We start from the raw sequence: 21,776 nt of genomic DNA, 5'->3' as shown, positions 1-21,776 counted from the left end.
ACTCCACCCGTGACCGTAGCGGCCACACCGGCACCCTCGCCCGCCACCACGGGCGGGGACTCCGGCGTACGCCTGGCCCGGTCCCGACGCAACGCCGAGCTGTCCCTGCTGCTGCTGGCCATGGTGCTGGTGGCCGCGTACATGGCGACCGTCGAGGCGAACCTTCTGGACACGGTCACCCCGGACTTCTGGATGCCCGCCGCCGCCCTCGGCGCGGTCTTCCTCGGCCTGCACCTGGTCATCCGGTGGCTCGCCCCGTTCGCCGACCCGGCTCTGCTGCCGGCGGTGGCCCTGCTCAACGGCCTCGGGGTGGGTTTCCTGCGCCGGATCGACCTGGGTGAGGCCGCCCCGGTCGACCGGGAGGATCTGGCCACCTTCGCCGGCATCGGCGGCCGGCAGCTCGCGTGGACGCTCGCCTCGGTGATCCTCGCCGCGGGCCTGCTCGCCATCATGCGCGACCACCGGTCGGTCTCCCGGTACGCGTACACCCTGGGGCTTGCCGGCATCGTGCTGGTGATGCTCCCGGCGGTGCTGCCGAGCAGCATCTCCGAGATCAACGGCGCCAAGCTGTGGATCCGGGTCGGCGGCTTCTCGCTCCAGCCGGGTGAGTTCGCCAAGCTGGCGCTGCTGGTCTTCTTCGCCTACTACCTGGTGCGCAAGCGTGAGGTGCTCTCGCTGGCCAGCCGGCGGTTCCTCGGCATCGACTTCCCGCGTGGTCGGGACCTCGGCCCGGTGGTCGTGGTCTGGCTGATCAGCCTCCTGGTGTTGGTCTTCGAGAAGGACCTGGGCACCTCGCTGCTCTACTTCGGCATGTTCGTGGTGACGCTCTACATCGCCACCGAGCGGGTCAGTTGGCTGCTGATCGGTCTGCTCCTCTTCTTCGGCGGCGCCTACCTCGCGTACGTCCTCGGTTCGACGGTCGGTGGGCCGTTCGCCAACTTCTACCTGCGTGCCGAGATCTGGCTGGATCCGTTCGCCGACCCGACCGACAAGGGCTACCAGCTCGTCCAGGGCCTGCTCGCCCTCGGTACGGGCGGGCTCTTCGGCGCCGGGCCGGGCGGCGGTCAGCCGGACATCCTGCCCGAGGTGCAGAACGACTTCATCTTCGCCGGCATCGGTGAGGAGATCGGCCTGTTCGGCCTCTCCGCGCTGCTCGTGGTCTACCTGCTGATCGTGGAGCGGGGCCTGCGTGCCGCGCTCGCGGTCCGTGACTCGTTCGGCAAGCTGCTCGCCGGTGGCCTCGCCTTCACCCTGGGCCTGCAGGTCTTCGTGATCGTCGGCGGCATCAGCAAGCTCATTCCGCTGACCGGCCAGACCACCCCCTTCCTGTCCGCCGGTGGTTCGTCGCTGATGGCGAACTGGCTGCTCATCGCGGTCCTGCTGCGGGTCTCCGATGGGGCCCGGCGAACGGTGACGGGCAGTGCCGGCAAGGCGAGCCGGCCCTCGGGCGGCCAGCCCGAGCAGTTGCATGGTGCTCCCACGGAGGTGATCAAGCCGTGAACGCACCCCTGCGCCGTGTCGGCATCGTCGTCATGGTCCTGTTCGGTCTGCTCTTCGCGAACCTCAACTGGATCCAGGCGTACAAGGCCGACGAGTACCGCACCAGTGACTACAACGGCCGGGTCCAGGTTGCCGACTACAAGCGCAAGCGCGGCAACATCGAGGCCGGCGGCACGGCGGTGGCCACCAGCAAGGAGACCACCGGCAAGCTGAAGTTCCAGCGCACCTACCCGGGTGGGGCCAAGTACGCGCACGTGCTCGGCTACAAGCCGGTCAACCTGGCCGACACCGGCATCGAGCAGGTGGAGAACGACTTCCTGGCCGGCACCAGCGACCAGTTGATCGGCGACCGGTTCAAGGACATGTTCACCGGTGACGAGACCGGTGGCGGCAACGTGCTCCTCACGCTCTCGAAGCGGGCGCAGGACGTGGCGTACGAGCAGATGCGCAACAACCAGGTGGACGCGAAACGCGGCGCGGCCATCGCCATCGACCCGCGGACCGGTGCGGTGCAGGCCCTGGTGTCCATGCCCAGCTTCGACCCGAACCCGCTGGTCAGCCACAACACGACCGCGGCCGCGGCGGAGATCAACAAGCTGGAGCAGGACCCGGACGGCCCGCTGAAGAACCGGGCCCTCTCCGAGACGCTGCCCCCGGGCTCCACCTTCAAGATCGTGGTCGCCGCGGCGGCGCTGGAGAACGGCGTCACCAAGACGACCCTCATCCCGGCACGCTCCAGCTACACCCCACCCACCTCGGGCAGCCCGATCCGCAACGCCGCCCCGTCGATCTGCCCCGAGCCGCAGGTCACCCTGCTGGAGGCGGTCACCGAGTCGTGCAACACCGGCTTCGCGCAGCTCGGCGTACGGCTCGGCGCCGACAAGGTCAAGGAAAAGGCCCGGCAGTTCGGCTTCGAGCAGGAGGACCTCACGGTCGGGCAGCTCGGCGAGGGCGGTCTGCGGACGGCGGCCAGCCGGACCGGCGACATGCTGAACCCGGACGGCAGCACCGACCAGGCCGCGTTGGCCCAGTCCTCGATCGGTCAGAACAACGTCCGGATGACGCCGCTGCAGGGCGCGATGATCGCGGGGTCGGTCGCCAACGGTGGCAGCCAGATGCGGCCGTACCTGGTCCGGCAGCTGCTCGCCCCGGACCGGACCACCAGCTACTACACCGCCAAGCCGCGGGAGCTGCGTCAGCCGGTCAGCGGTCAGGTCGCCAGCGACCTGCGCGACATGATGGTCAGCGTGGTCCAGAAGGGCACCGGCCAGAAGGCGGCGATCAGCGGCTACACGGTCGGCGGCAAGACCGGCACCGCCCAGTCCGCCCCGGACCGGCCCGACCACGGCTGGTTCATCGGCTTCGCCCTGGACAAGAACGGCAACCCGGTCTCCGCGGTGTGTGTCGTGCTGGAGCAGGCCGGCAGCGGCGGCAGCGCCGAAGCGGCCCGGATCGGCGGCCAGATCATGAAGGCCGCCATCAACGACCCCGGGGGCCGCTGACATGCTCAGCCCTGGCGTCCAGCTCGGCAACCGCTACCGCCTCGACGAGCGGATCGCCAGCGGCGGCATGGGTGACGTCTGGCGCGGCACCGACCAGGTGCTCGGCCGGACGGTAGCGGTCAAGAGCCTGCTCCCCGCGCTGCTCGACGACCCCGACTTCGCCGAGCGGTTCCGAGGCGAGGCCCGGACCATGGCGACCATCAACCATCCCGGCGTGGTGGACGTCTACGACTTCGGCAACGACCAGCAGATCGCCTTCCTGGTCATGGAGTACGTCGAGGGCGACGCCCTGTCGTCCACGCTGAGCCGGGTCGGTCGGCTCACTCCGGCCCGGACGATGGCGCTTGTCGCGCAGGCCGCCGACGCGCTGCACGCCGCGCACGAGAAGGGCATCGTGCACCGCGACGTGAAGCCGGGCAACCTGCTGGTCCGGCCGAACGGCACGCTGGTGCTGACCGACTTCGGCATCGCCCGCTCCGACATCGTCGGCCAGCTCACCGCCGCCGGCTCGGTGCTCGGCACCGCCTCGTACATCTCTCCGGAGCAGGCCACCGGTCAGGTGGCCACCCCGGCGTCCGACGTGTACGCGCTCGGCGTGGTCGCCTACCAGTGCCTCGCCGGGCGGCGACCGTTCGAGGGCGACAACCCGCTCGACATCGCCATGCGGCACGTTCGGGAGACGCCCCGGCCGCTGCCGTCCGACATCCCGCCGCAGGTCCGCGCGGTGGTGGAACGGGCGCTGGCCAAGGATCCGGCCGCCCGCTGGCCGAGCGCCGCCGCGCTCGCCGGAGTCGCCCGCCAGCTCAAGGCCGCGCTGTCCCAGCAGGCCCGGGCCGGCGGTCACACCGGCCCGGTCTCCGGTGCGCCGTCCTCACCCGCCGCGCCCGGCCGGGCCCAGGTGCCGCAGGCGCAGCAACTCCGGCCGCCGAACGCCCCGCACCGGCCCGTCGGGCAGCGCCCGACGACTGTCGCGCCGGCCCAGCAGCCCCGCCCCACCGCTGTCGCACCGGCCGTACCGCACGCGCGCCCGCCGGTCGCCCCGGCCGGCTACCCGCGCGGCGCCGCAGCGGTGCCGCCGGCACAGACCCGGCAGGAACAGCCACCGGCGTACGCCCGGCAGGCCGTCCCGGGGCTGCCGGCGCCCGAGCCGCGTCGGTCCCGGCCCGGGATGGTGCTCCTCGCCATCCTGCTGGCCTTACTGGTCCTGCTCTGCTCCGGCGTGATTTCCTACAACCTGCGGAAGCAGTCGCAGACCGGTGCGTCCGGGGCGTCGGCTTCACAGACCGTGACGTCCGGCGCGCTGCGGCTCGACGGACGCGACGATGCGACCCGGACGTCGTACCGTCGTGAGGTACGACTCCGGCCGGGTGACGGCGGGACGACGACGAGCGAAGGACGACAGACGCGATGACAGCGCAGGCCCGCCTGCTCGGTGGCAGGTACCAGGTCGGCGAGCTGCTCGGCTACGGCGGCATGGCCGAGGTGCACCGCGGTCGCGACCTCCGGCTCGGTCGGGACGTCGCGATCAAGATGCTCCGCACCGACCTCGCCCGGGACGCGACGTTCCAGATGCGGTTCCGCCGGGAGGCGCAGAACGCCGCATCGCTCAACCACCCGGCGATCGTGGCGGTCTACGACACCGGCGAGGAGACCGCGCCGACCGGCGAGACGCTGCCCTTCATCGTCATGGAGTTCGTCAACGGACGGACGTTGAAGGAGGTCCTCGGGGCCGAGGGCCGCCTGCAGCCGCGCCGTGCGCTGGAGATCTGCGCCGACATGTGCGCGGCGCTGGAGTTCAGCCACCGGCACGGCATCATCCACCGGGACATCAAGCCGGGCAACGTCATGCTCACCCAGACCGGCCAGGTCAAGGTGATGGACTTCGGCATCGCCCGGGCGCTGGCCAGCGGCGCGACCACCATGACGCAGACCAGCGCGGTGATCGGCACGGCCCAGTACCTGTCGCCCGAGCAGGCGCGCGGTGAGGCCGTGGACGCCCGCTCCGACGTGTACGCGGCCGGCTGCGTCCTCTTCGAGCTGGTCTGCGGGCACCCGCCGTTCGTCGGGGACAGCCCGGTAAGCGTCGCGTACCAGCACGTGCGGGAGACTCCGCCGACCCCGAGCGACATCAACCCGGACGTCACCCCGGCGGTCGACGCGATCGTGCTCAAGGCGCTGTCGAAGAACCCGCTCAACCGCTACCAGAGCGCCGGCGAGATGCGGGCCGACCTGCTGCGCGCCGCCGCCGGCCGGCCGGTGCTGGCCACTCCGGTGCTGCGCGAGGCCGAGACGGTGGCGATGGCCCCGGCCGGTGGCGGTGGCGGCTACCCGCCCGCCGCCACGGGCCCGCAGACCCGGCAGATTCCGGCCCGGGTCGGCGATCCGCGCCAGCGCAAGGCGTCCTCCTGGTTGATCGCCCTGTTCAGCGCGGTCGGCGTGCTGGCGGTGATCGCCCTGGTCGCCGCCCTGCTGTGGAGTAAGCAGCAGGACAAGGACCTGAAGTCGGTGCCCACCCTCGCCGGCAAGGCCCAGGCTGCGGCGTTCACCGAGATCCAGAATGCGGGCTTCCTGCCGGTGGCGGGCGATCCGATCCTGGCCAACGACTGCACGAAGGACACCGTCGCCAAGCAGGATCCCGCACCGGGTGCCCGGCTGAAGGAGGGCAGCCGGGTGACCGTCCAGATCTGCGACGGCAAGCCGGATGTCAAGATCCCCACCGGGTTGGTCAACTCGCAGTTCGTGAACGTCAAGGACCAGCTCGAGGGTCTGGGGCTGGTGGTCGAGGAGAAGCAGGTCGACAACCCGGCGCAGAAGGGCATCGTCGTCAAGCTCACCCCTCCGTCGGGCACCACTGTCGCCCAGGACAGCAAGGTCACCGTCGAGGTCTCCCGGGGCAACGTCGACAAGGTCCCCAACGTCGTCAACTCCACCAAGGACGATGCCGCCCAGGAGCTTCGCGCGGCGGGTTACGAGGTCAAGTTCCGCGACGGTGACGAGGTTTCGGCCGATCAGGCCGGACGCGTCCAGTCGCAGAGCCCGAAGGGCGGCACCGAGCTGGCCCAGGGCAGGACGGTGACCCTGGAGATCAGCATCCCGGAGAAGGTCGTCGAGACGCCCACCCCGTCGGTGACGCCGACGCCGACGCCGAGTGGCACGCCGACGACGCCGGGCATCGGTGGTGGCTCCGGTCAGCCGATCTTCCCGCCGCCGGTCCGGCTTCCCGAGGAGTAGCCGTCCGCGCCTGGGTGCGGAGCCTCCGGCCGGGCTCCGCCGTCGATCGTGCGAGGACGGGCCGGTGGCGTCGGCATCTGCTGCGCGGGGTCGCCGTCGGCGTGGTCCTGCTTGTCCTGAGCAGCGCCCCGTGGCTGTGGACGACGTTCGGAGCGCGCGGGCACACGTACGGCGAAGCGGATGCTCCCGCCGCCGACGTCGTGATCGTCCTGGGTACCGCGGTGACGGCGGACGGGCGGCAGCCGGGCGAACGGCTCGTCGGCCGCCTGGAGACCGCCGCCGAGCTGGTGCGTACCGGGCGGGCCCGGGTGGTGCTGGTCTCCGGCGACGGGGGTGGCACGTCCGGCGACGAGCCGACGGTGATGACCGCGTATCTGACCGAGAAGCTCGGCGTGGATCCCCGGCGGGTGGTGGCGGACCCGTCCGGCCTGGACACGTACGACAGCTGCGCCCGCGCGAGAGACGTGTACGGCGTCCAGCGGGCTCTGGTCGTGACGCAGTCCTACCACCTGTCCCGGGCGGTGACGCTCTGTCGGCACCTCGGCCTCGACGTCGACGGGGTCACCGCTCGATGCGATGGTTGCGGGCCCGGCCTGCTCGTCCGCAAGGCCGTCCGCGACTACTTCGCCAGCGGCAAGGCCGCCTGGGACGCGTTCCGGGGCCGGCCGCCCGCGGTCCGGTCGTCGGTGAGCCCCGCCGTGCGGGACGCCCTGCGAAGCTGACCGGTCGGTTCCGGTCTACGCGGCGGCGAAGGCGGCCCGGCGGCGGGCGTCGACCTCGGCGGCCAGCGCGGGGGCGCGCTCCAGCGCCTCCGGGTGGCCGCAACCGGCCAGCCAGTTGGCGAGCATCAGGTGGCCGCCCTCGGTGAGCACCGACTCCGGGTGGAACTGCACGCCCTCGATGGGCAGCGTCCGGTGCCGCATCGCCATCACCACACCGGAGCCGGTCCAGCCGGTGACCTCCAGCTCGTCGGGCAGCGTCTCGGGGAGCACGGCGAGCGAGTGGTAGCGGGTCGCGGTGAAGGGGTCGGGTAGGCCGGCGAGCACGCCGACCGAGTGGTGCCGCACCTCGGAGGTCTTGCCGTGCAGCAACTCGGCGGCCCGGGTCACGGTCGCCCCGAACGCCTCGCCGATGGCCTGGTGGCCGAGGCAGACGCCGAAGATCGGCAGCTCGCCCGCGTACTCCCGGATGACGTCCAGGCAGATGCCGGCCCGGTCGGGGCTCCCCGGTCCGGGTGAGAGCAGGATGCCGGCCGCGCCCACCCGGCCGACCTCGGCGACGTCGATCTCGTCGTTGCGGCGGACGTCGCAGTCCACGCCGAGCTGGCCCAGGTACTGCACCAGGTTGAAGACGAACGAGTCGTAGTTGTCGATCACCAGGACGCGCATGGTCACCTGCTCGGAGTGGACGGCGCGGGATTGTTCTGGTCGGTGTCGTACGGCAGCTCGTGCTCGTCACCGGCCGGAGTGTCCCCGGTCACCGCGTCTCCGCCGCCCGGCTCCCCCGGAACGCCGGAGTCCTGGGTGACCTGCACGTCGTCGAAGGGCAGCAGCGGCTCGGCCCACGGGAAGGCCACGTACCAGAGCAGGGCCACCGTGGCGGCCGCGAGCAGCACCGAACCGACCAGCTTGCCGGCCAGGCCGAACGGGAGCTTACGCCAGATGAAGGCGTACATCGGGTCAGCCTCCCAGCTCCGTCGGGCGGCCCGCCGACTTGGGCTGTGTCCGGTCCAGCTCGGCGTGGATGATCAGGCGCTGGTAGTTGTCGAACTTCGGATTGCAGGTGGTCAGCGTGAGCATCCGCTTGGTCGGCTTCTTGTTCGGCTCGCCGGGCACCGGGGCCACCACCTCGACCTGCGTGGGCTTCACGATGCGGGTCCGCGCCACCCGGTAGATGTACCAGTCGGTCTTGCCCTCGACCACGATCGCGTCGCCCTCGTCCAGCTCGTCCAACCGCCAGAAGGTGGCCCGGTTGCGGTGACCCGCCACGGAGAAGTTGCCGACCTGACCAGGCAGTGCGCTGGTCGGGTAGTGACCCGGGGCGTATCGGATGTCGGCCTGGGTGACCCCCTCGACCACCACCCAGTTCTTGTCGAGCTTGGGGATGTAGAGGCCCGCGATCGGCTTGCCGTGCACGGGTGGAGACGGCTTGACGCTCGGGGTGGCCGATGGGGCCACCGTGGGGTCGTCGTCGGGAGCCCACGCCTGGGCGAGCTCGTTGGTGAGGTCGTTCTGGTGGGCGTCGACGATGGCCGACTTGCCCCACACCTCGTAGCCGGCGAAGAGCAGCACGACCAGGCCGAAGGTGATCAGCACCTCGCCGGTGACCCGGATGCCGCTCCGCAGCCGGGAACCCAACGACGGGCGGGTGAGCTCCGAGTAGACGCTCTTGTAGCCCTCGCCGGTCTGGTGCGGCCGAAGTTGGACCACCCGCTCGCCCCGACGGGGTCGGGGAGGCTCGGCGGCGCTGTCGTCCGCGCCGGCCGGCTCATCCGGCGTCGACGTACGGGGGACGGCGCCCATCAGCGCCGTGGAGTCCATGGCCGGAGGCCGGGGTGCCGGCCCGGACGGTACGGCGGGGATGAGGGCGGTGGCGTTCGGGTCGGCGGGTCGGCCCGGCCCGGCTGGAGAGACCGGGGTGCCCGCCGCGCCGGTCGGGCGTGCGGGACCCGCGCCAACCTTCGGGATGAACGCGGTCGGCGCATCGCCGCCGGACTGGGTCGCGCCGCCGGGAGGAGTCGAGGCGCCGGACGGGCCGCCGGCGGTCGCCGGGCGGATCGGCGCGGCGCCGGGGGCTGGGCCGCGCGCGTGGTCGTTGCCCGGGGCGGCCGGCCGGACCGGCCCCTGCGCGGAGGGCGCGGTCGGTCGGCCGGGAGCGGCGGCGGGGGGCTGGCCGGGCCCGCCGCGCGGAGACGAGCCGGGCGCTGCGCCACCCGGCCAGGGCGGCGGTGCCGCCGGGCTCGGGTGGTGTGGAGCGCGCTGCGGGTCAGGTCGGCCGGCGCTGGGCGGGGCAGGGTGGTCGGCGCGCGGGCCGGAGCCGGGAAGGCCCGCCCGCGGCGGGGCGGAGCGGTCGGCCGGAGGCGGGCCGGCGGTGCTCGGCGGCTCGGGAGCTTCCGCCGGACGCGGCGACCGTGGCCGGCCGGGCAGCACGGGCTCGGGCCAGTTGCCGGTCCGAGCCTGGCCCGGCGTCGGCTCGGGCCGCTCCGGAGTCGGCTCGGGTCGGTCGACCTTGGGCAGGAAGGCGGTCGGGTCGTCGGCCTGGTCCCGGTGTCGCCCGTCGCGGCGTTCGTCCGGGCTGCTCACCTGGGCACCGTCGCCGAGCGCAGCGCGGTCGAGTCCTCGAAGGCCTTGATGGTCACCGTGGAGACGGACTCCTTGTAGCCGAGTTGATAGTCGTCGACTGCGTCCTTGAACAACCGGACTCCCTCAGAGCTGGCGAGGGCCTGCTGGAGGGCAGCGGGATCGCCGATTGCTACGATCTTGAACGGTGGGGAGTACACCCGACCATGGAGCAGCAGGGTGTTACCGACGCAGCGTACCGCGCTGGTTGCGAGCACGCGGACGTTCATGATTGACATGGCCTCCGCTCCACCCGCCCAGAGTGCGTTGACCACGGCCTGTACGTCGCCCTGGTGCACGACCAGGTCGTCGTTGGTGGCGTCGGAGTGGGCCTCGTCGTCGTGTTGGGGCGCGTCGTTCAGCTCGACGGTCACGGCCGTGCCGGTGACGGCGGTGAACCCGGCCGCCTTGAGGCTGCCCTGGGCGCGGGCCTGCTGGGCCTTGATCGGGGCGTCCGAGCCGGCAAGTGTGTCGGTGCGTTGCTGGACCTCGTCGCGCAGGGTGGCAGCGCGGCGTTCGCTCGCCTCGACCTGCTGCTCGCGCTCCTCGATGAGCTGGTTGAGCTGGGGCCGCCGGTCCTCGCGGAGAGCGGTGCCGCCCGCCGTGGTCGCGGTGGTGGTGAAGAGCAGCCCCGCCGCGGCGGCGATCAGGGGCACCCCGATCGACCAGCCTGGTCGCCGTTGGCGTGGTCGCCGGGGCAGCAGCCCGGCGACGGCCCGTCGGAGGGCCTTCTGCCAGGAGGCGGCGCCGGATGTGTACTCCACCGAGCGTTCCTTCCGCGTGTCGGGGACCGGTTCGTGCCGGCCGGGCCGGTGATGCGAACAGTCCCGCCCTTTTCGGTCACTCCATGTACCTGCCTGACCCCATTCGTGGTCCAGGCGGCCGTTCGGGACTACGCTAGCTGTCGAACATTATTGGCCATGAACCGTCGCCTCCGCGTCCGGTTGTCAGGCCGGACGAGGTCGTCACCCCCTCTGGAGAGCGCCGTGCCCAAGTCTCAGGTCCGCAAGAAGAAGGTGTACACCCCGCCGACGGACGTCCGTCCGACGACGACGGCGGCGTCGCGCAAGCCTAGCCCGGTGTGGCTGCCGATCACCGCGGTCGCCCTGATCGTCGCGGGCATCGGCTGGCTGGTCGTCTACTACCTCTCCGAGCAGGAGTACCCGGTCGCCTCGTGGCAGTACTGGAACCTCGCGGTCGGCTTCGGCGCGATGGTCGCGTCGCTGGTGCTGCTCTCGCGCTGGCGCTGAGCCTCTCCCGCTGACGCTGGGCCTGGGCGCCGCCGCGCCGAAGGACCCAGGTCACCCGCCACGCCCCTGCCCGGCGGGACCGGGCGGGGCACCCTATGGTGTCCGCAGGCAGCGTGGCCTACTGCGAGATGACTCACGTTACTGCTGGGTAACCTTGCGCGTAGGCTGCACTGCATGACCGAGCGGAGCGAGGTCATCGACCGGTCCGGTCGCAGGTGTGGCAGCGGCGCGACGCTGGCTTCGTCCTGCCCCGGTCCCGGTTGCTGAACCGCTCGACAGGCAGCAGACCGGGAGGCCAACTCGATGGGCAGCGTCCAGATCGTCACCACGATCCTCGCGGCCGGCATCACCGCCGTGGCGGTGTGGCTGGCGGTGCGCGCGGTCATGAAGATGACGGCCGTCATCCGGCTGGGGCAACCCGCTCCGGAGCGGTTCACCGACAAGGGTGCCCGCACGAAGAAGATGCTGGTGGAGACCGCCGGCCACACCCGCATGCTCAAGTGGGGCGTGGTGGGTGCCGCGCACTGGTTCGTGATGGTCGGCTTCATCGTGCTGTCACTGCTGGTGCTCGAGGCGTACTTCGAGGTGGTCACCCCGACCGGCGGGCTGCCGATCATCGGGCACTGGACGATCTTCGGCCTGGCCACCGAGGTCATCGGCGTGCTGGGCCTGGTCGGCATCCTGGTGCTGATGGCGATCCGGCTGCGCAACCGGCCCACCCGGCCGGGCGGTCGCTCCCGGTTCACCGGCTCGACCATGTGGCAGGGCTACTTCGTCGAGTGGATCGTGCTGCTGGTCCTGATCTTCGGGTTCGTGATCCGGGGCTTCAAGGTCGCCACCGACCATTTCGAGTACCCGGTCTGGGCCACCCCGGTCAGCCACGCGGTCGGCGCGGTGCTGCCCGACTGGCAGGACGGCGCCAGCGTCGCCGCGCTCATCAAGATCATTATCTCGATGACCTGGCTGATCGTCATCTCGCTGAACGTCACCATGGGCGTCGCCTGGCACCGGTTCCTGGCGTTCCCCAACATCTTCTTCAAGCGTGAGCCGACCAAGCCGGCCGGTTCCGGCCTCGGCGCGCTGCGCCCGATGATGAGCGAGGGCAAGCCGCTCGACTTCGAGGAGGCGGACCCGGAGAAGGACCAGTTCGGCGTCGCCCAGGTCGAGCAGTTCACCTGGAAGGGTCTGCTGGACTTCAGCACCTGCACGGAGTGCGGTCGCTGCCAGTCGCAGTGCCCGGCCTGGAACACCGGCAAGCCGCTGTCGCCCAAGCTGCTCGTGCTGAGTCTGCGCGACCACGCGTACGCCAAGGCGCCCTACCTGCTGGCCGGTGGCGGCAAGGACCTGACCGGCGAGGAGAAGGCCACCCAGGCGCAGCTCGCGCACCTGGACGTGCTGGCCCTGGCCGAGGCCGACAAGCCGTTGATCGGCACCGCCGAGGAGGGCGGGGTCATCGACCCGGACGTCCTCTGGTCCTGCACCACCTGCGGCGCCTGCGTCGAGCAGTGCCCGGTCGACATCGAGCACGTCGACCACATCGTCGACATGCGCCGCTACCAGGTGCTGATCGAGTCGAGCTTCCCCTCCGAGGCCGGCGTGATGCTGCGCAACCTGGAGAACAAGGGCAACCCGTGGGGCGCCCCGCAGAACACCCGCGAAGACTGGACCAAGGGCCTGGACTTCGAGGTGCCCCGGGTCGGCGAGGTGGACGACTTCGAGTACCTGTTCTGGGTCGGCTGCGCCGGCGCGTTCGAGGACCGGGCCAAGAAGACCACCCGCGCCGTGGCCACCCTGCTCAACGAGGCCGGCGTGAAGTTCGCGATCCTCGGCGAGGGCGAGACCTGCTCCGGCGACCCGGCGCGACGGATCGGCAACGAGTTCGTCTTCCAGATGCTCGCCCAGCAGAACGTGGAGACGCTGAACGAGGCGTTCGAGGGCCGGGAGAAGGCCAAGCGCAAGATCGTCGCGACCTGCCCGCACTGCTTCAACACCCTGGGCAACGAGTACGGCCAGCTCGGCGGCGAGTTCGAGGTGGTCCACCACACCCAGCTGCTGGCCCACCTGGTGTCCACCGGCAAGCTGACCCCGGTGCAGCCCGTCGACGGCGGCGTGACCTACCACGACCCCTGCTACCTGGGTCGGCACAACCGGATCTTCGCGGCCCCTCGCGAGGTGCTCGGGGACGCCATCGAGGGCGAGATCACCGAGATGCCGCGCAACAGCGAGCGCTCCTTCTGCTGCGGCGCCGGCGGCGCCCGGATGTGGATGGAGGAGAAGATCGGCAAGCGGATCAACGTGGACCGGGTCGAGGAGGCCATGGCCACCGGGGCGAAGACCGTCGCCGTCGGCTGCCCGTTCTGCTCGACGATGCTCAACGACGGGGTCAACGGCAAGGGTGCCGGCGAACAGGTCGAGGTGATCGACGTGGCGAGCGTCCTGCTGCGCTCGGTCAAGCCGGAGCAGCCGCGGGGCGACAAGGAGTCCGCGCCGGTCGCCGGCTGAGGCGTACCGCGAAAATCATCGGACGGCGGCGGCGCCCACGGGGTGCCGCCGCCGCGCCCGACCGGGGCCCGGCCGTCGCGCGCCCGGCGTGGCACAATCGCGGCCGAGGTGAGGCGACATCGACGGCCTGCTCTGGACCACGCTGCTGCCACTGGTCGGCTTCGTTGCGCTGACCGCTGGCAACGCGTTCTTCGTCGCGGCCGAATTCGCCCTGGTCACGGTCGATCGGGCGGAGATCGACCGCCGGGCCGCCGCCGGCGACGAGGCCGCCCTGACGGTCCGCACCGCGCTGCGTGAGCTGTCCTTCCAGCTCTCCGGAGCGCAGCTCGGCATCACCATCACCGCGCTGCTCACCGGCTATCTGGCCGAGCCCGCCCTGGCCCGGATCTTCACCCCGCTGCTGCGCCCGGTCGCCGGGGAGAGCACCGAGCGTTTCACTCCGTTCCTGGCGCTGGCCCTGGCCACGCTGATCTCCATGCTCTTCGGCGAGCTGGTGCCCAAGAACGCGGCGCTGGCCCAACCGATGCCTGCCGCGCTGGCCACCGCCGGGCCGATGCACACCTTCTCCCGGACGTTCGGCTGGGTGATCCGGGGCCTGAACGGCTCGGCGAACCGGCTGGTCCGGGCGCTCGGCGTGGAGCCGCAGGAGGAGCTGGCCAGCGCCCGCTCACCGGAGGAGCTGGGCCTGCTGGCCGCCATCTCGGCCCGCGCGGGCGCGCTGCCCACGGACACGGCGATGCTGCTGCGCCGCACCATCCGGTTCGGCGACAAACGGGCGGCCGAGGCGATGACCCCGCGGGTCGACGTGGTCGCGCTGCGCGCCACCGCCACCGTGGCCGAGCTGCTCGAAGAGTCGCGGCGGACCGGACGGACCCGCTTCCCGGTGTACGAGGAGACCCTGGACCTGGTCACGGGTGTGGCCGGCGTGCCGGACGCGCTGGGCGTGCCGCTGGCCGCGCGGGCGTCGACCATGGTCGGGTCGGTGGCCCGGGAGCCGGTGTACGTGCCGGAGAGCCTGGACCTGGACGGCGTGCTGGCAGCGTTGAAGGCGGCCGGGGCTGACCTGGCCATCGTGGTCGACGAGTACGGCGGCACGGACGGCGTGGTGACGATCGAGGACCTGGTCGAGGAGCTGGTCGGGGAGATCGCCGACGAGTTCGATCCGGCCAGTGTGGACGACACCGGGCCGGTCGAGTTGACCGTGCCGGGCGGGGAGCGCACGGTGCTGGTCGACGGGGTGCTGCGCTCCGACGAACTGGCCGAGCAGACGGGCTTCCGGCTGCCCGAGGGGCCGTACGAGACGCTTGCCGGCTTCCTGATGGCGCGACTGGGGCACATCCCGCTGGCCGGCGAGACCGTCGACGCGGACGGCTGGGAGTTCACCGTGGTGGAGGTGGAGCGGCACCGGATCGAGCAGGTCCGGGTGCTGCGCCCGGCGGAGCCGGACACCGATGACTGAGCTGCTGGTGACCGTGCTGCTGCTGCTCGGCAACGGGTTCTTCGTGGGCAGCGAGTTCGCGCTGATCGCGTCCCGGCGCACGGTGATCGAACCGTTGGCGGTCGGCTCGAAGCGGGCCCGCTGGGCGCTGTCGGCGATGAACCAGATCCCGCTGATGATCGCCGGTGCGCAGCTCGGCATCACGGTCTGCTCGCTGGGCCTCGGCGCGATCGCCGAGCCGGCGCTGGCTCATCTGCTGGAGTCGCCGTTCCACGCGGTCGGCCTGCCCGAGCGCGCGGTGCACCCGGTGGCGTTCGTGCTCGCGCTCGGCGTCGTCGTCTTCCTGCACACGGTGGTCGGCGAGATGGTGCCGAAGAACATCACGCTGGCCGGTCCGGAGGTCTCCGCCCTCTGGCTGGGCCCGGCCATGCTGGCCTTCTGCGTGGCCACCAAGCCGTTGCTGCTGGCGATGAAGTGGGCGGCCCGCCGGGTGCTGGCGTTCTGGCGGATCGAGGCGACCGAGGCCGTGAAGACGGTGTTCACCGCCGAGGAGTTGGCCGGGCTGGTGTCGCAGGCGCGTACGGAGGGGCTGCTCGACGCCGAGGAGCACGCCCGCATCACCGGGGCCCTGGCCCTGCACACCCGGACGGCGGCGGATGCGTTGCAGCCGTGGTCGACGGTGGTCACGGTGGCCGAGGACGTCTCCCCGGCGTCGCTGGAGGTGCTGGCGACCCGGACCGGCCGGTCCCGGTTCCCGGTGGTGCAGCGGTCCACCCGGCGCGTACTGGGCTTCGTGCACGTCAAGGACGTGCTCGGGTACGCCGGGCAGGGTCGTCGGGCGCCGGTGCCGGCGGAGGTCTACCGCCCGCTGGCGGTGGTGCCGCCGGAACGTACGCTTGCCGATCTGCTGCTGGCCATGCGCCGCGAACGGCGGCACATGGTGCTGGTCAGCGACGGTCGGCGTCCCCTCGGGGTGGTCACGCTCGACGATGTATTGACCGCAATCGTTGGTTAATTGGCAAACACCCTTGGTGTGCAAGCGGTTGCGTGACAGTGATGGTGACTCGCCTCGCCTTGATTCCGGCCCCACGCTTCCCTAATGTGGGGCACCGACCGCTGTGGGTCGTCTGCCTCGGCCCTTCCCTCACGCGAGGCGCCCGGCGGTCGGTTGCAAAGGAGTCGGTGCCGGTGGCAACCATGCCCCCTCATCGTCACGCCCCGGGACTGTCCGCTCGGCCGGGCGGTCTGCGCCGGGTCGCCCATCGTCTGCTTGTGCTGGTCGCCGCCGCTGCGGTCGGCGCCGGAATGCTCGCCGTGCCGGCGCAGGCCGAGCCCACGGTCGACGAGATCGAGGCGCAGATCGACAAGAAGTGGGAGCAGTTGGAGCCCACGATCGAGCAGTACAACAAGGTGCGGGCGCAGCTGAAGGTCAACCGGAAGAAGTCGACCGACCTGCAGAAGAAGATCGAGCCGTTGGCCCTGCAGAGCGAGTTGGCGCTCAACCGCGTCGGTGACCTCGCGTCCCGCTACTACATGTCGGGCCCGTCGCAGGAGATCGGCGCGCTGCTGATCAGCGCCAAGCCGGACACGCTCACCGAGCAGCTCACCCTCCTGGACCGGCTGGCCGCGCAGGAGCGCAAGCAGGTCGAGGGCGTGCTGGCCGTGCGGGCCAAGTACGACAGCGAGAAGCAGAAGCTCGACGCGCTGATCGCCACCCAGACCAAGCAGCAGAACGAGCTGGCGGCCAAGAAGAAGCAGATCGACGCCGAGATCAAGAAGCTCGAGGCGTCGATGCCCAAGACCACGGTCAAGACCGTCGGCTGCCCGACCATCAACGGTGTGCTCGCCGTGGCCGCTCAGAAGGCGATCAAGACCGCCTGCCAGCAGGTCGGTGACCCGTACGTCTGGGGCGCCACCGGCCCGAACTCGTTCGACTGCTCGGGCCTGACCCAGTACGCCTACAAGTCGGCCGGGATCTACCTCACCCACCACACGGGTGACCAGTGGAACGAGGGCAAGGCCGTGTCGCGCGCCGACGCCCGTCCCGGTGACCTGGTCTTCTTCTTCTCCGGTCTGAGCCATGTCGGGCTCTATCTGGGTAACAACCAGATGGTGCACGCGCCTCGTGCCGGCAAACCGGTGCAGGTTTCCAGCATCACCACCATGCCGATCGCCGGGTTCCGCCGACCCGGCTGATCCAGCGGACGCAACGAGGGCCCCCGGTCGGATGACCGGGGGCCCTCGTCGTATGTCGTTCGTCAGCGGGGTGCGCCCACCGGGGACGGCAGGAGCTGCACGTCGGCGAGGTCGACGTACATGATGCGGTGGCCGAACTGGATCTGCGCGTACCGGTTGTTACCTCGGATCACCGTCCAGTCGCCGGGTGAGGAGCCGTCGAACGTGCTGGCCCGGTAGTACTCGCCGGCCAGCACCGCGCCGACGGCGTAGCGCTGACCGGCGGCCAGCGTGTACTGCAGCGGTGAGATCGCCTGGTAGGGCACGCCGGCAGGGTAGGCAGCCTGCTCCGGGTACGCCCGCCCGTACACCGGGATGGTGGTCCGGCCGGCCTTCGGGGTGGCCACCACGCCGACGGTCCAGGTGGCGGTCGGCGCGGACGCCGGGTTGTGGAACCAGGCCCGTTGCCCGAGGTACCAGATGGCCGTCCAGTCGCCCTGCCGGCCGGCCAGGGCGTACGTCTGGCCGGCGGAGGCCCGGGCCCCGTGGTCCGACACGTCCATCGTGTTCGGGGTGCCGTCCGGACGGAGCGCGATGTCGTTGACAAGCGGCGCGTCCGCGGACGGCGCGGTGTGCAGCACCACAGACGAGGAGCCGCGCGGGGCGCAGGGTGTTCCAGGAGTGACGCACCCGGTGAACGCCGGTTGGTTGGTCGCGTAGTCGGGGTCGATCCGGACCAGCCCGGTGGCGGGGGTGCCGGTGTCCAGTCGCGGCGCGTGCAGCAGATCGAAGTAGTGCGTCCAGTCCCAGTAGGGCCCCGGGTCCCAGTGCATCCCGCGCACGGTCGACGCGACGGTGCCGGGCACGTTGTCGTGGCCGATGATGTGCTGGCGGTCCAGCGGGATGCCGTACCGCAGCGCGAGGTGCCGGACGAGCTTCGACGAGGTCCGGTACATCGCCTCGGTGTACCAGGTGCCCTGCGCGGCGAAGCCCTCGTGTTCCAGCCCGATCGACTTCGCGTTGACGTACCAGTTGCCGGCGTGCCAGGCGACGTCCTTGGTCTTGACGTGCTGGGCGATGTGCCCGTCCACCGAGCGCAGCGAGTAGTGCCAGCTCACGTAGGTCGGGTCCTGGACGAGTTTCAGGGTGGTCGCCCAACTCGCCTCGGTGTCGTGGATGACGATGTACTCGATCTTCTGCCGGGCGGGCCGATCGGAGAGATCGTGGTTGCCGTAGTCGCCGTCGCCGAACGCCTCGTAGGGTGCCGGAATCCATTCACAGGAGACCGTCCGCGGGCACTCCAGCCCGTCCGGGCGGGCGAGTCGTCGCAGGCCCAGCCGGTCCAGCCAGGAACGCTGGGGTTGGACCGCGCGGGCCGGCAACGTGACCCGCTGGCCGTCGTCGGTCACGCGGGTCTCGCCGGCGCCGATGGTGGTGTAGACCTCGTCGGCGAAGGCCGCCGCGGCGTCGGCGCTGTCCGCGCCGGCGTAGCGGGCCACCGCGCCGTACCAGGTGGCGGGGTCGGTGCCGGCACCGACCGGGGCGCCCACCTCCCGTTGGTACGCGGCCAGCAGCGCCGCACCGCCCCGGATGTTGGTCGTCGCGTCGCTGCGCAGCGCCTCGGGGGCGGCGCCGGTCAGCGCGGCGGCGGCGTCGACGGTCTGCATCGCGGCGGTGGCCGGCGCGGGATCCGTGGCCGGCGCGGGTGCCAGGACGGCACGGGAGTCGTCGCCACGCGGATCCTCGGTGCCGGCGTCGTGGTGGCCGCGCGCGGGTAGGGCGGCCACGTGGCGGGCATCGGTCAGGTGCATCGGGCCGTAGCCGCCGCTGGTGCTCGGGGTGCCGGCGTTGCTGTCCCAGCGGGACTCCAGGTAGGAGACCCCGAGCAGCACGGCGGTCGGCACGCCGTACTCAGTCGACGCGGCGGCGTACTGCTGCTGACGGTCGGCGGCCGGTGCGGCCCAGGCGGTGCCGGCGCTCAGCGGTACGGCGGCCGTGGCGATGACCACGGCGACCGCGAGCGACGCGCGCCGGCCGGCGGGCAGGGTTGGACGTTCCATCGAACCCCCTAGATTTGACTGGTAACTGTGTGGTCACCTTCGCGCTGGTCGGGAGTCCGCGTCAATACCTTTCCATATTTCAAACTGCATCGAAAGAAACCTTCACGCACGCTCGGTGACCTCCTCCAATCGGTACGGAGTGTCACGGCCGCACGGGTTGCGGATCGGTAACGGCCGTCTCTACTCTGGTCATTTGTCGGCCCGGTAGCAGGTCTGCCCATCCCGGGCGGTAACGGACCGACACCGCCGAGTCGCTTGCGAGCGAGCCGGGGACCCAGGTTCCCCCGGGGTGAATCCGCAGCCAATGCGGTAGGGCGCCAACTTCCCGCCCGAACCCGTCAGCTAACCCGGTAGGCGGTCAGGAAGAAGGAGTACGGAACCCCGGTGGCCCTCCATGCCCCGCGGCCGTCGTCCGAACGGTCGGCCTCGGCCGACCCGACGTCGACCGTGCCGCGTCCACGCTGGTCCCGCTTCACCACCGCCCTCGCCGCCCTGGTCGGCGTAGCCGTCGTCCTGACCGGCAGCGCCACGGCGGCTCACGCGGATCCGTCAGTCACCGAGATCGAGCGCCAGATCGACGCCGACTGGAACAAGCTCGAACCGGTCATCGAACGGCACAACGCCACCCGCGCGGACCTGGCCGTCAAGCGCAGGCAGGCCGACGCGCTCGCCGCCCGCATCGCGCCCCTGGAGCGCCAGGTCGACGCCGCGATGAACAAGGTCAGCGCGCTGGCCGTGCGCGCGTACATGGGCGAGAACCTGTCGACCGTCAACACGATGCTCGGCAGCCGGTCGCCCGGCGAGGTGGTCGGGCAGCTCGAGATGCTCGACCGGTTCGCCCACAACCAGCAGCAGGACGTCCGGCAGGTCGCTGATCTCCGCGACGAGCTGGCCCGGCAGAAGGCGCCGCTCGACGAGATGGTGGCCCAGCTGACCCGGACCGAAGCGCAGCTGGCGGCCAAGAAGAAGCAGATCAACGAAGAGATCGACCGGCTGCAGAAGCTGCGCCTCAAGGTGTACGGCAACGGTGGCGGCGGTCCGCTGCGTCCGGCGCCCTGCCCGGCCAGCTACCCCGGCGGCGGCGCGGGCACGGCGGTCAAGTTCGCCTGCGCCCAGATCGGCAAGCCGTACGTGTGGGGTGCCGAGGGTCCGAACTCGTACGACTGTTCCGGGTTGATGCTCGCCGCGTGGGCGAAGGCCGGTGTGTCGCTGCCACACAACGCCGCCGCGCAGAGCCGGGTGACCAAGAACGTCAGCAGGGGCGATCTGCGCCCCGGCGACCTGGTCTTCTACTACAGCGACATCCACCACGTCGGCATGTACGTCGGCGACGGCTGGGTGGTGCACGCCTCCCAGGCCGGTGTGCCCGTCAAGATGAAGAAGGTCGACGACGGGCCCATCCACAGCTACGGCCGCCCCGGCTGACCAACGCGGGACGCAGCAGGGCCCGTCGCGATCTCGCCGCGGCGGGCCCTCGTCGTCCGCTGTCTATCGGGTCGGCCAGGCACGCCAGTTCTGCCAGGAGCGGCTCGGCGTCGGCCCCCGCTGACCCTGGTAGCGCGAGCCGTAGACCACCGAGCCGTACGGGTGCTCGGCCGGCGACGAAAGCCGGAAGATGCAGAGCTGGCCGATCTTCATGCCCGGCCAGAGGGTGATCGGGAGGTTCGCGACGTTGGACAGCTCCAGCGTCACGTGACCGGAGAAGCCCGGGTCGATGAACCCGGCGGTGGAGTGGGTGAGCAGGCCGAGGCGGCCCAGTGAGCTCTTTCCCTCCAGCCGGCCGGCGAGCTCGTCGCCGAGTGAGATCACCTCAAGCGTCGAGGCGAGCACGAACTCCCCCGGGTGCAGCACGAACGGCTCACCGTCGGGTACCTCGACCACCGAGGTCAGGTCGTCCTGCTGCATGGCCGGGTCGATGTGGGTGTAGAGATGGTTGTTGAAGACCCGGAACAGCCGGTCGAGTCGTACGTCGATGCTGGACGGTTGGACCAGGGTGGGCTCGAACGGTTCCAGGCCCAGCGTGCCGGCCTTGATCTCGGAGACCAGGTCACGGTCGGAGAGCAGCATCGGACCACCATAGCCGCGTCGGCCGGATCGGCCGGATTTGGTGCCGGTGACCAGCGCGTCGAGGTCGCTGCTCGTACATTTGTTCGATAGAATGCCGGCATGGCTTCCTGGTCCGAATTCGCCGCCGACGAGCCCCGCCTCGCCGACGGGATCCGCGTTCTCCTGCAGCAGTACGGGCCGGGCTTCGGCTACCTGGCCACGGTCCGCGCCGATGGCGGGCCCCGGGTCCATCCGGTCTCCCCGGTCATCACCGACGAGGGTCTGTTCTGCTTCATCATCGACTCGCCGAAGCGCCGCGACCTCGAACGGGACGGCCGCTATGCGCTGCACTCGTTCCCTCCGGAGGAGAGCGACGACGAGGCGTACGTGGCGGGCCACGCCTGGCCGGTCACCGACCCGGTCCAGGTGGCCCGACTGGCGCAGAGCGCCCGGGCCGAGCCGCAGGTCGACTGGCGGCTGTTCGAGTTCACCGTCGACGTGGCGATGTTGACCCGTCGCGAGCAGCACGCCGCCGGCGTTCCGGGTGTCACCCCGAGCCGCCCGGCCGTGCGGGTCTGGCTGGACCCGCAAGCCCCGCCCGCACCGGCCGCGCCTCTCGCCGTACCGCCGACCCGCCCGGCCCGCCGCAGCCGTGACGTCCAGTGCACGGCCGCCTGACCACGGCCCTGCTGTCCCACAAAACGCCGGTGCCGGCTCCGTCGTGACGGAGCCGG

At 71.3% G+C, this 21,776-nt stretch carries 18 protein-coding genes and 1 riboswitch; of the genes, 12 read left to right on the top strand and 6 right to left on the bottom strand.

Features of this window, described 5'->3' with window-relative positions:
- The first annotated feature begins 9 nt into the window (after positions 1 to 9).
- The 5 genes from ACGGAQ_RS06555 to ACGGAQ_RS06535 all read left to right on the top strand — a co-directional run bounded on the left by ACGGAQ_RS06555 (position 10) and on the right by ACGGAQ_RS06535 (position 6,955).
- The gene (locus ACGGAQ_RS06555; RefSeq protein WP_393045197.1) at positions 10 to 1,500 is read left to right on the top strand and encodes an FtsW/RodA/SpoVE family cell cycle protein; all 1,491 of its coding nucleotides are present in this window, start codon (positions 10 to 12) and stop codon (positions 1,498 to 1,500) included.
- A complete protein-coding gene (locus ACGGAQ_RS06550; protein WP_393045195.1) occupies positions 1,497 to 3,002 on the top strand; it encodes a peptidoglycan D,D-transpeptidase FtsI family protein in 1,506 nt (501 codons plus the stop codon). Before ACGGAQ_RS06555 ends, ACGGAQ_RS06550 begins: the two co-directional genes overlap by 4 nt.
- A gap of 1 nt (position 3,003) precedes the next feature.
- Positions 3,004 to 4,413 (top strand): protein kinase, encoded by a 1,410-nt coding sequence (locus tag ACGGAQ_RS06545; RefSeq protein ID WP_393045193.1) that lies wholly within the window; start codon positions 3,004 to 3,006, stop codon positions 4,411 to 4,413.
- Positions 4,410 to 6,233, top strand: a complete 1,824-nt coding sequence (pknB, locus tag ACGGAQ_RS06540; RefSeq protein WP_393045191.1) for a Stk1 family PASTA domain-containing Ser/Thr kinase — start codon at positions 4,410 to 4,412, stop codon at positions 6,231 to 6,233. The genes ACGGAQ_RS06545 and pknB overlap by 4 nt, the downstream gene beginning before the upstream one ends.
- Positions 6,234 to 6,334: 101 nt before the next feature.
- Entirely contained in the window at positions 6,335 to 6,955 is a 621-nt protein-coding gene (locus tag ACGGAQ_RS06535; protein ID WP_393045189.1) for a vancomycin high temperature exclusion protein, read from the top strand.
- A gap of 15 nt (positions 6,956 to 6,970) precedes the next feature.
- Here the strand turns inward: ACGGAQ_RS06535 and ACGGAQ_RS06530 are convergent, their stop codons facing one another.
- The 4 genes from ACGGAQ_RS06530 to ACGGAQ_RS06515 are packed head-to-tail and all read right to left on the bottom strand — an operon-like array spanning position 6,971 to position 10,335.
- Positions 6,971 to 7,621: an aminodeoxychorismate/anthranilate synthase component II gene (locus ACGGAQ_RS06530; RefSeq protein ID WP_393045187.1), complete on the bottom strand. Its 651-nt coding sequence runs from the start codon at positions 7,619 to 7,621 to the stop codon at positions 6,971 to 6,973.
- 2 nt (positions 7,622 to 7,623) lie between these two features.
- Positions 7,624 to 7,908, bottom strand: coding sequence for a hypothetical protein (locus ACGGAQ_RS06525; RefSeq protein ID WP_393045185.1), 285 nt, complete (start codon positions 7,906 to 7,908; stop codon positions 7,624 to 7,626).
- A gap of 4 nt (positions 7,909 to 7,912) precedes the next feature.
- On the bottom strand, positions 7,913 to 9,535 hold the full coding sequence (locus ACGGAQ_RS06520; protein ID WP_393045183.1) for a class E sortase: 1,623 nt from the start codon (positions 9,533 to 9,535) through the stop codon (positions 7,913 to 7,915).
- On the bottom strand, positions 9,532 to 10,335 hold the full coding sequence (locus ACGGAQ_RS06515; RefSeq protein ID WP_234588926.1) for a DUF881 domain-containing protein: 804 nt from the start codon (positions 10,333 to 10,335) through the stop codon (positions 9,532 to 9,534). Before ACGGAQ_RS06515 ends, ACGGAQ_RS06520 begins: the two co-directional genes overlap by 4 nt.
- Before the next feature lie 222 nt (positions 10,336 to 10,557).
- Between ACGGAQ_RS06515 and ACGGAQ_RS06510 the strand changes: the two genes are divergently transcribed.
- The 5 genes from ACGGAQ_RS06510 (at position 10,558) to ACGGAQ_RS06490 (ending at position 16,957) form a co-directional block, all read left to right on the top strand.
- Positions 10,558 to 10,821 (top strand): cell division protein CrgA, encoded by a 264-nt coding sequence (locus ACGGAQ_RS06510; protein ID WP_007454145.1) that lies wholly within the window; start codon positions 10,558 to 10,560, stop codon positions 10,819 to 10,821.
- A gap of 303 nt (positions 10,822 to 11,124) precedes the next feature.
- Positions 11,125 to 13,323 carry a (Fe-S)-binding protein gene (locus tag ACGGAQ_RS06505; RefSeq protein ID WP_393045181.1) on the top strand — a complete coding sequence of 733 codons (2,199 nt, stop codon included), beginning with the start codon at positions 11,125 to 11,127 and terminating at the stop codon, positions 13,321 to 13,323.
- A gap of 145 nt (positions 13,324 to 13,468) precedes the next feature.
- The gene (locus ACGGAQ_RS06500; RefSeq protein ID WP_387181469.1) at positions 13,469 to 14,782 is read left to right on the top strand and encodes a hemolysin family protein; all 1,314 of its coding nucleotides are present in this window, start codon (positions 13,469 to 13,471) and stop codon (positions 14,780 to 14,782) included.
- A complete protein-coding gene (locus ACGGAQ_RS06495; protein WP_355063264.1) occupies positions 14,775 to 15,776 on the top strand; it encodes a hemolysin family protein in 1,002 nt (333 codons plus the stop codon). Before ACGGAQ_RS06500 ends, ACGGAQ_RS06495 begins: the two co-directional genes overlap by 8 nt.
- 167 nt (positions 15,777 to 15,943) lie before the next feature.
- Positions 15,944 to 16,957 carry an NlpC/P60 family protein gene (locus tag ACGGAQ_RS06490; protein ID WP_393045178.1) on the top strand — a complete coding sequence of 338 codons (1,014 nt, stop codon included), beginning with the start codon at positions 15,944 to 15,946 and terminating at the stop codon, positions 16,955 to 16,957.
- 62 nt (positions 16,958 to 17,019) lie between these two features.
- On the opposite strand, the gene ACGGAQ_RS06485 is transcribed toward ACGGAQ_RS06490, so the two are convergent.
- Positions 17,020 to 18,996 (bottom strand): N-acetylmuramoyl-L-alanine amidase, encoded by a 1,977-nt coding sequence (locus tag ACGGAQ_RS06485; protein ID WP_393045176.1) that lies wholly within the window; start codon positions 18,994 to 18,996, stop codon positions 17,020 to 17,022.
- A gap of 234 nt (positions 18,997 to 19,230) precedes the next feature.
- A riboswitch (cyclic di-AMP (ydaO/yuaA leader) is annotated at positions 19,231 to 19,367 on the top strand.
- A gap of 13 nt (positions 19,368 to 19,380) precedes the next feature.
- On the opposite strand from ACGGAQ_RS06485, the gene ACGGAQ_RS06480 reads away from it, so the two are divergent.
- Entirely contained in the window at positions 19,381 to 20,421 is a 1,041-nt protein-coding gene (locus ACGGAQ_RS06480) for an NlpC/P60 family protein (protein ID WP_393045174.1), read from the top strand.
- 63 nt (positions 20,422 to 20,484) lie between these two features.
- Here the strand turns inward: ACGGAQ_RS06480 and dcd are convergent, their stop codons facing one another.
- On the bottom strand, positions 20,485 to 21,063 hold the full coding sequence (gene dcd / locus ACGGAQ_RS06475) for a dCTP deaminase (RefSeq protein ID WP_393045172.1): 579 nt from the start codon (positions 21,061 to 21,063) through the stop codon (positions 20,485 to 20,487).
- A gap of 99 nt (positions 21,064 to 21,162) precedes the next feature.
- Between dcd and ACGGAQ_RS06470 the strand changes: the two genes are divergently transcribed.
- Positions 21,163 to 21,720 (top strand): pyridoxamine 5'-phosphate oxidase family protein, encoded by a 558-nt coding sequence (locus ACGGAQ_RS06470; RefSeq protein ID WP_393045170.1) that lies wholly within the window; start codon positions 21,163 to 21,165, stop codon positions 21,718 to 21,720.
- Positions 21,721 to 21,776 lie beyond the last annotated feature (56 nt).

This window comes from Micromonospora sp. NPDC047557 (genome assembly GCF_043205095.1).
Taxonomy (GTDB): Bacteria; Actinomycetota; Actinomycetes; order Mycobacteriales; family Micromonosporaceae; genus Micromonospora.
Note: the sequence above shows the minus strand (reverse complement) of the source record. Positions and strands in the feature narration are given on the sequence as shown.